Annotated in this window: 6 protein-coding genes and 1 pseudogene; 1 reads left to right on the forward strand and 6 read right to left on the reverse strand. The window is 66.1% G+C overall.

Translation table 11 applies throughout. The features are described from left to right. Positions 1 to 315 (reverse strand): annotated as a pseudogene (locus P4U43_RS17045) (NAD(P)-dependent alcohol dehydrogenase); the annotation flags it as partial. Between the two features lie 122 nt (positions 316 to 437). Between P4U43_RS17045 and P4U43_RS17050 the strand changes: the two are divergent. Then, positions 438 to 1,112, forward strand: a complete 675-nt coding sequence (locus P4U43_RS17050; protein ID WP_277359803.1) for a TetR/AcrR family transcriptional regulator — start codon at positions 438 to 440, stop codon at positions 1,110 to 1,112. On the opposite strand, the gene P4U43_RS17055 is transcribed toward P4U43_RS17050, so the two are convergent. From P4U43_RS17055 to mfd, 5 genes are all read right to left on the reverse strand, one after another. Beyond that, positions 1,109 to 1,462 (reverse strand): YciI family protein, encoded by a 354-nt coding sequence (locus P4U43_RS17055; protein ID WP_277359804.1) that lies wholly within the window; start codon positions 1,460 to 1,462, stop codon positions 1,109 to 1,111. The two genes, P4U43_RS17050 and P4U43_RS17055, sit on opposite strands and share 4 nt — an antisense overlap. A gap of 23 nt (positions 1,463 to 1,485) precedes the next feature. Next, positions 1,486 to 2,367 carry an aldehyde dehydrogenase family protein gene (locus P4U43_RS17060; protein WP_277359805.1) on the reverse strand — a complete coding sequence of 294 codons (882 nt, stop codon included), beginning with the start codon at positions 2,365 to 2,367 and terminating at the stop codon, positions 1,486 to 1,488. Then, a complete protein-coding gene (locus P4U43_RS17065; protein WP_277359806.1) occupies positions 2,364 to 3,836 on the reverse strand; it encodes an aldehyde dehydrogenase family protein in 1,473 nt (490 codons plus the stop codon). The genes P4U43_RS17060 and P4U43_RS17065 overlap by 4 nt, the downstream gene beginning before the upstream one ends. A gap of 10 nt (positions 3,837 to 3,846) precedes the next feature. Next, positions 3,847 to 4,863: a deoxyribose-phosphate aldolase gene (gene deoC / locus P4U43_RS17070; protein ID WP_056549246.1), complete on the reverse strand. Its 1,017-nt coding sequence runs from the start codon at positions 4,861 to 4,863 to the stop codon at positions 3,847 to 3,849. A 222-nt stretch (positions 4,864 to 5,085) separates the two neighbouring features. Beyond that, positions 5,086 to 8,221, reverse strand: a 3,136-nt coding sequence (gene mfd, locus P4U43_RS17075; protein WP_277359807.1) for a transcription-repair coupling factor, incomplete at its 5' end; no start/stop codon positions are given.

Consider the following 8,221-nt stretch of genomic DNA (forward strand, 5'->3'; position numbering starts at 1 on the left):
CACCGTCTGGCCCGGCTGGACGCCGGCCAGGTCCATACCAGGGGTGCCGTGGCGTGGCCGGCGTAGCCCGAACGCCAGGCGCACCAGGTACGGTTTCCCGGTCATGACGAAGTAGTCGCCGGGATGTATCGACGCTGCACCCACGTGGACGAACACATCGCCTCGACCGGGCAGCGGCACCCCGACCTCGGATACTTCGAGGACTGACGGCGGCCCGTAGCGGTGCTGGACGGCGGCCCGCATTGTCGCTGCTCCGCCCGGGTCTACCCCCGGCACCGGGCTTGCTCCACCCTTGGACTGCTGTTCGATTCCCACACAAGCCTCCTCATGTCCGAGCGGCGACTCTCGCGGCCCGTACACCGTACGACGTACGGTGTACGTATAGAGTGATCGTACTGTGTACTATTGTCAAGACCTTTGAGAGAGCAAGGAGATCGATGTCTGCGAAAAAGCAAAGTGAGGTCACGTCAGGCACGGGGCTGAGCAAGCAACGGGTGGTAGCCGAGGCGATGCGGCTTGCCGACCGCGAGGGGGTCGACGGGCTGAGCATGCGCCGGCTGGCTGGCGCGCTCGGCGCGGGCGCGATGTCGCTCTATCACTACGTGGCAAGCAAGGAGGAGTTGCTGGATGCCATGATCGACGTCGTATTCGGGGAGATCGAGCTCGCGCCCGTGGAGACCGACTGGCAGTCCGCGATGCGACAGCGGGCCGTATCCACCCGACAGGTTCTCGCACGGCACCCGTGGGCTATCGGCCTGCTGGAGTCGCGGACATCGCCGGGGCCCGCGAACCTACGCCACCACGAAGCGGTCACGGCCTGTCTGCGGAGGGCCGGCTTCCCGGTCCTGATGGCGACCCATGCCAACTGGCTGCTCGACAGTTATGTCTACGGTTTCGCTTTGCAGGAAGCCAGCCTGCCGTTCGACACCGCTGAGGAATTCGCGGATATGGGCGAGGAGGTGTACCTGCCCCAGCTTCCTCCCGACGAGTTCCCCTACCTCAACGAGTCCGCCGCGGCGCTCGTCGCTGCCGGCTACGACCCGGCGGAGGAGTTCATTTTCGGCCTCGACCTCATCCTGGCCGCCCTCGAACCCCTACGAGAATCCGCCTAGCTACTGGCGGTGATGCCCCCGCTGTGTACAGGGCGGACTTCGACGCCCCCGGTGGCAGTGCGCACCGCCGGGTTCACGCGGGCAATAGCCATAGCGGCGTCGAGATCCGGAGCTTCGATGACGTAGAACCCGGCCACGAACTGGTCGGCTTGGACAAACGGTCCAGGGCTTGTGCCGTCCCGCCGGATGGACACCGCACTAGCTCGAGGGGTCAGGGCATAAGCGAGCGACATGGTGCCGGACGCTGAAAGGTCCTCCGCATGCCGGTCATTCTCTTCGAGTTCGGCCTCCGCTGCGTCGACAGCATGGAGGGACTCGTCTGCGTAGATGAGGATTGCGAATTGCGGCACTGTGGTGGTCCTTTCGTGAAGCGCTAGAGCAGACCCTTCGTGTGCCACACGGTCTTGGTCTCCGTGAAGAACGTGATGCGATCCAGCGAGGGGGCACCGGCGTCGGGGCCTTGCTCCGGCGGAAGCACCCGCTTCAGGGTATCCGCGGCAGCGATCTGCAGGTCCACCCACTCCAGCTCGCCGGCACCGAGCAGGTCCAGCGCGTTGACGTCGGCGTGCGCGGCAAGCCACGGAGCAATCTCCGCCGGTGATCCGCTCAGGATATTGACGACGCCGGCCGGAACGTCACTGGTCGCGAAGACCTCGCCGAGGCTGAGCGCTGCAAGCGGTGCCCGCTCACTCGGAATAACGACGACGGTGTTCCCGCTCACGAGGACCGGCGCCACCGCGCGGACGAAGCCGAGCAACGAGCCCGGAACCCCCGCCCCCTGCGGCGCAATCACCGCCACGACGCCCGTGGGCTCAGGCACGGACAGGTTGAAGAACGGACCGGACACGGCGTTACCGTTGCCGGCAACCTGCACGTACTTGTCCGCCCAGCCGGCGTACCAAACCCACAGGTCAATCGCCTCGTCCACCTGTGCAGTAGCAGTCGAAAGGGAGACACCCTCGAACGCGGCGATCTCCTCGGCGAACTGCGCACGCCGTCCGTCCAGAATCTCCGCGATCCGGTACAGCACCTGCCCGCGGTTGTAGCCGGTGGTCCCGGACCAGCCGCTGACGGCTCCGCGGGCGGCCACAACGGCGTCGCGGGCGTCCTTCCGGGAAGCCTTCGCGGCGTTGACTGAACTCACCGAAAAGCTCCCCTTCGTGGTTGCAACCTCATACACGCGTCCGGATTCACTCCGGATGAACTTACCGCCGACATACAGCTTGTAGGTCTTCGGAACAGCCAGGCGGCTCATCGGTTGGCTCCATTCAGTGCCGAGCGGTTGGGAACAGTCGGCGCGAGGTACGCGTGCAGCCCCTGCTTGCCGCCTTCACGCCCGTAGCCGGATTCCTTGTACCCGCCAAACGGCGAGGCTGGATCGAACTTGTTGAAGGTGTTGGCCCAGACGACGCCGGCACGCAGCTTGTCCGCCACCGCCAGGATGCGGCTGCCCTTGTCGGTCCAGATGCCAGCGGACAGACCATACGGGGTGTTGTTCGCTTTGGCGATGGCCTCAGCCGGGGTACGGAACGTCAGCACCGATAGCACGGGGCCGAAGATCTCGTCCCGAGCAATCCGGGAGCTGGTGGACACATTCGTGAAGATCGTCGGCGGGAACCAGAAACCATCCGATGGCAGGTTGCACGCCGGGCTCCAACGCTCCGCGCCCTCCTGCTCTCCGATGTCGGACAGCTCGCGCATCCGGCCCAGCTGGGACGCGGAGTTGATGGCTCCGACGTCCGTGTTCTTGTCGAGCGGATCCCCCACGCGCAGGGTGGACAGACGCGCCTTCAGTCGCTCAACGACGTCGTCGTGGATGGATTCCTGCACCAGCAGGCGCGAGCCTGCGCAGCAGACCTGGCCCTGGTTGAAGAAGATTCCGTTGACGATGCCCTCGACCGCCTGGTCAATGGGGGCGTCATCGAACACGATGTTGGCGCCCTTGCCGCCCAGTTCGAGCGTGAGCTTCTTGGACGTGCCCGCGGTGGAGCGCGCAATCTGCCGGCCCACCGCCGTCGAGCCCGTGAACGCAACCTTGTTGACGTCCGCGTGGTTGACCAAAGCTGAGCCGGTTGAACCGGCGCCCGTGACAATGTTGACGACGCCTGCGGGCAGGTCTGCCTGCTGAAGGATCTCAGCGAACAGCAACGCTGTCAGCGGTGTGGTCTCGGCGGGCTTGAGCACCACGGTGTTCCCGGCCGCGAGCGCGGGTGCGATCTTCCACGCCAGCATCAGCAGCGGGAAGTTCCACGGGATCACCTGCGCGGCGACACCGAGCGAGCGCGGGTTCGGACCCATGCCGGCGTAGTCGAGCTTGTCCGCCCAGCCCGCGTAGTAGAAGAACCAGGCGGCAACCAGCGGGATGTCGACGTCGCGGCTTTCCTTGATGGGTTTGCCGTTGTCGAGGCTCTCGGCGACGGCCAGTTCACGCGCGCGCTCCTGCACCAGCCGGGCGATGCGGAAGAGGTACTTCCCGCGGTCAGCACCGGACATCCGCGACCACGTCTTCTCGTACGCACGGCGGGCGGCGACGACGGCGGCATCCACATCCTGCTCGTTGGCGCAGGACACTGTGGCAATGTGCTTCTCCGTGGCCGGGGAGATGGTGGTGAAGGACTCCCCGTTGCCGGCGACGAACTCGCCGTTGATGAACAGGCCGTATTCATCGCGGAGGTTCAGGATCGCTGCCGACTCGGGCGCGGGAGCGTAATCGAGGAAATTCATGGCAGGTCCTTTAGTCGATCGTGACGTAGGCCGGGCCGGAGTAGCGGCCGCTGGTGAGCTTCTGGCGTTGCAGGAGCACGTCGTTGAGGAGGCTGGAGGCACCGAAGCGGAACAGGTCCGGCTGCAGCCACTCCTCCCCCACAGTTTCCGCGACCGTGACCAGGTACTTGATGGCGTCCTTGGAGGCGCGGATTCCACCTGCGGGCTTCACGCCGATCTTCTCGCCGGTGAGGCGGTGCCAGTCGCGGACAACCTCAAGCATGGACAGCGTTACGGGTAGCGTGGCGGCCGGCGTGACCTTGCCGGTGGACGTCTTGATGAAGTCACCGCCGGCGAGGATGCCCAGCCAGGAGGCGCGGCGCACGTTGTCATAGGTGTTCAGCTCGCCGGTTTCGAGGATGACCTTCAGGTGCGCGTACGTACCGTCGGGGCGCTTGCACGCTTCCTTGACGGCGACGATCTCGTCGAACACCTGCCCGTACCGCCCGGAGAGGAACGCGCCGCGGTCAATGACCATGTCGATCTCATCGGCCCCCGCGGCAACGGCGTCGGACGTGTCGGAGAGCTTGACGGAGCGGGACGCACGGCCGCTGGGAAAGGCGGTGGCCACGGCGGCGACGTTGATGCGGCCGGGGGCGCCGTCGTCGTGCGCTGAACCCAGCGCTTCCACAGCGTGCGGCACCATGTCGCCGTACACGCAGACCGCGGCGACGCGCGGGGTGGACATGTCGTCGGGATCCGGCACCATAGCCTTGGCCACCAGCGAGCGGACCTTGCCCGGCGTGTCCGCACCTTCAAGAGTGGTGAGGTCGGTGAGCCGGATGATGGTGTCCAGCGCCCACGCCTTGGAGGTGGTCTTGATTGAGCGGGTGCCCAGGGCGGCGGCGCGGGCTTCGAGGCCCACGGCGTCGACGCCGGGAATGCCTTCGAGGTAGCGGCGCAGGCTGCGTTCGGTGAGATCGCCACCGATCACGTCCAGGGCCCTCGACGCCGGTGCAACGGTGGTTCCGGCGCGCGTGGTTTCCATGGTCACAGGTTCTCCATACTTCTACTCGCGGCCATGCGCGGAACGGTTCCCGGCGTACCCGTTTGGCCTTGTTGGGCCGGGGGTATCGATAGCGTCGGGACAGGTGATCGGACCCGCATGGACGCTATGACTTTACCACCGCCCAAACCCGGAAGATTTGTGCACCTCCGGTGACTTCCGAGGGGTCGGAAGTCACCAGACGTGCGCAAAAGTTCGCGGGGGTTAGGCCGCGAACACCGCATCGATCACGTTCTGCGCCCACTCGAGGATCGCGGCATCCGCCAGATCGCGGCCCCCAAATGCAGCAGTCTTCGGCTTCGGAATCAACGCCGCATTCATCGCCGGCTTCACCGACGCCCCCGGGTACATCCGCTTCAGGCGCATCTCCTTGGACTCGGGCAGGTTCGCCGGCGCGAACTTGATGAAGTTGCCCTGCAGCGCCACGTCCGTCAGGCCGACCGACCGCGCCCGCACCCGGAACCGCGCCACGGCCACCAGGTTGACCACCGGCGCCGGCAGATCACCGTACCTATCGCGAAGCTCCTCAACCACCTCGTCAATCGCGGCATCGGTCAGGCACGAGGCAAGCTTCCGGTACGCCTCAAGCCGCAACCGCTCCCCCGGCACGTAGTCATGCGGCAGGTGCGCGTTCACAGGCAGCTCGATCTTCATCTCGGCGGCCTTCTCCTCGGCCTCTCCACGGAAGTTCGCAACGGCCTCACCGACCAACCGGATATACAGGTCAAAGCCCACCCCGGCAATGTGTCCGGACTGCTCCCCGCCCAGCATGTTTCCCGCGCCACGGATCTCGAGGTCCTTCAGCGCCAGCTGCATACCGGCGCCGAGCTCGTTGTGGGACGCCACGGCCTTCAGCCGCTCCAGAGCCACCTCACCCAGCGGCTTCTCCGACGGGTACAGGAAGTACGCGTACGCCCGCTCACGCCCGCGCCCTACACGGCCTCGCAACTGGTGCAGCTGCGAGAGTCCGTAGTTGTCCGCCCGGTCCACAATCAGCGTGTTCGCGTTCGAAATGTCCAACCCGGTCTCGATGATCGTTGTGCACACCAGCACATCGAACTTCTTCTCCCAGAAGTCCACGATGATCTGCTCCAGCCGGGACTCGCTCATCTGTCCATGCGCGACGGCGACTCTCGCCTCCGGAATCAGCTGCTGCAGGTGGGAGGCCGTCCGGTCAATCGAGGACACCCGGTTGTGCACGAAGAACACCTGTCCCTCGCGCATCAGTTCACGCCGGATCGCCGCGGAGGTCTGCTTGTCCGTGTACGGGCCAACATAGGTGAGCACCGGGTGCCGCTCCTCCGGCGGTGTTGCCAGCGTGGACGTCTCACGGATCCCAGTCAGCGACATCTCCAGCGTTCGCGGAATCGGCGTGGCGCTCATGGCCAGTACGTCCACGTTGGTGCGCATCTTCTTCAGCGCTTCCTTATGCTCAACGCCGAACCGCTGCTCCTCGTCCACAATCACGAGCCCTAGGTCCTTGAAATGCACTTCGGTGGACAGCAACCGGTGCGTCCCGATGACGACGTCGACCGAACCGTTCTTCAGCCCCTCCACCGTTTCCTTGGACTCCTTGGTGGTCTGGAACCGGGACAGCGCCCGGATCCGCACCGGAAACCCGGAGAACCGCTCCGAGAACGTCTCGAAGTGCTGCTGCACCAGGAGGGTGGTGGGCACCAGCACGGCCACCTGCTTCCCGTCCTGCACAGCCTTGAACGCAGCCCGGACGGCGATCTCCGTCTTGCCGTAACCCACATCGCCGGAGACCAGACGGTCCATCGGGACTTCCCGCTCCATGTCCGCCTTGACCTCATTGATAGTCGTCAGCTGGTCCGGCGTCTCGATGTACGGAAAAGCCTCCTCAAGCTCCCGCTGCCACGGCGTGTCCGGCGCGAAGGCATGCCCGCGCGAGGCCATCCGCGCCGAGTACAGCCGGATCAGCTCACCGGCAATCTCCTTGACCGCCTTGCGCGCCTGGTTCTTGGTTTTCGACCAGTCGGACCCGCCCATCTTCGACAGCGCCGGCGTATCCCCACCGACGTAGCGGGTGACCTGGTCCAACTGATCCGTCGGCACAAACAGCCGGTCACCCGGCGCCCCGCGCTTGGACGGCGCGTACTCCAGCACCAGGTATTCGCGGATGGTCTTGGTGGGACCGGCGCCCGTGGACCGCTGGATCAGCTCGATGAACCGCGCCACACCGTGCTGCTCGTGCACCACGAAGTCCCCTTCACGCAACTGCAAAGGGTCGACGGCGTTGCGCCGCTTCGAGGGCATCTTCCGCATGTCGCGGGTCCCCGAAGCAGAAGTGCGACCCAGCAGGTCAGCCTCGGTCAGCAGCCCCAGTTTCAGCCCGTCGAGCACGAACCCGCGGCCCGCAGAGGACGTGGTGATTTCGATGATTCCCGGCTGCGGCGAGCGGTCAAGCGAGTCAACGCGCGACGCCGGAATGTCAGCATCGTGGAACAGTTCAGCCAGGCGCTGGGCCGGCCCGGGGCCTTCGGTTGCGACCACCACCCGCCACTGGTCCCGCACGCGCCCGCCGAGAAACTCCATCATCTCCGCAACGTCCCCCTGGTATCCGCGCGGCTCACGCGCCGCAACGGTGAAACTGTCGACCTCGGTCAGCAGCTCGTCAGACCCGAAGGACGTCACCGACCACCACGCAACGTCATTCGCCAGCGCGGAGGACCGCGTATCCACCAGCGATCGGAAGCTCGCCGCTTCCAGATCGGCGCCCAACTGGCCGCTCAGATCGACCGGCGCCGCACCGCCGTCGGACGCTGTTGCCCACGCTGCCTGGAGGAATTCCTCGTTGGTCGCCTCGAGGTCATGGGCACGCGCGCGCACCTTCTCCGGCTCGACGACGACGGCAATCGACCCTGCCGGCAACTCGCCGACAAACGGGACCATCGCGTCAACCAGCACCGGCGCCAGCGACTCCATGCCCTCGACGGCGATCCCGCCGGCAATCTTCTCCAGCATCCCCGCCGCAGCCGGCAGCTGATCCTTTAGATGCGCGGCACGGGACATGACCGACGGCGTGATGAGCAGCTCGCGGCACGGCGGCGCATACAGCTCCGCGGGTGCCCCGCGATCACCGTCGGTCGGCAGCGAACGCTGATCGGCCACAGCGAACCAGCGCATCTGGTCCACCTCGTCGCCGAAGAACTCCACGCGGATGGGGTGGTCCTCGGTGGGCGGAAAGACGTCGATGATCCCGCCGCGCACCGCGAATTCGCCGCGGTGGGTGACCATGTCCACGCGGGCGTACGCGGCGTCGGCGAGCGCGCGGACCACCTCGTCGAACCCGCGCTCCTGACCCACCTTCAGCGTGACC

This window comes from Arthrobacter vasquezii (genome assembly GCF_029455255.1).
GTDB lineage: Bacteria > Actinomycetota > Actinomycetes > Actinomycetales > Micrococcaceae > Arthrobacter_D > Arthrobacter_D parietis.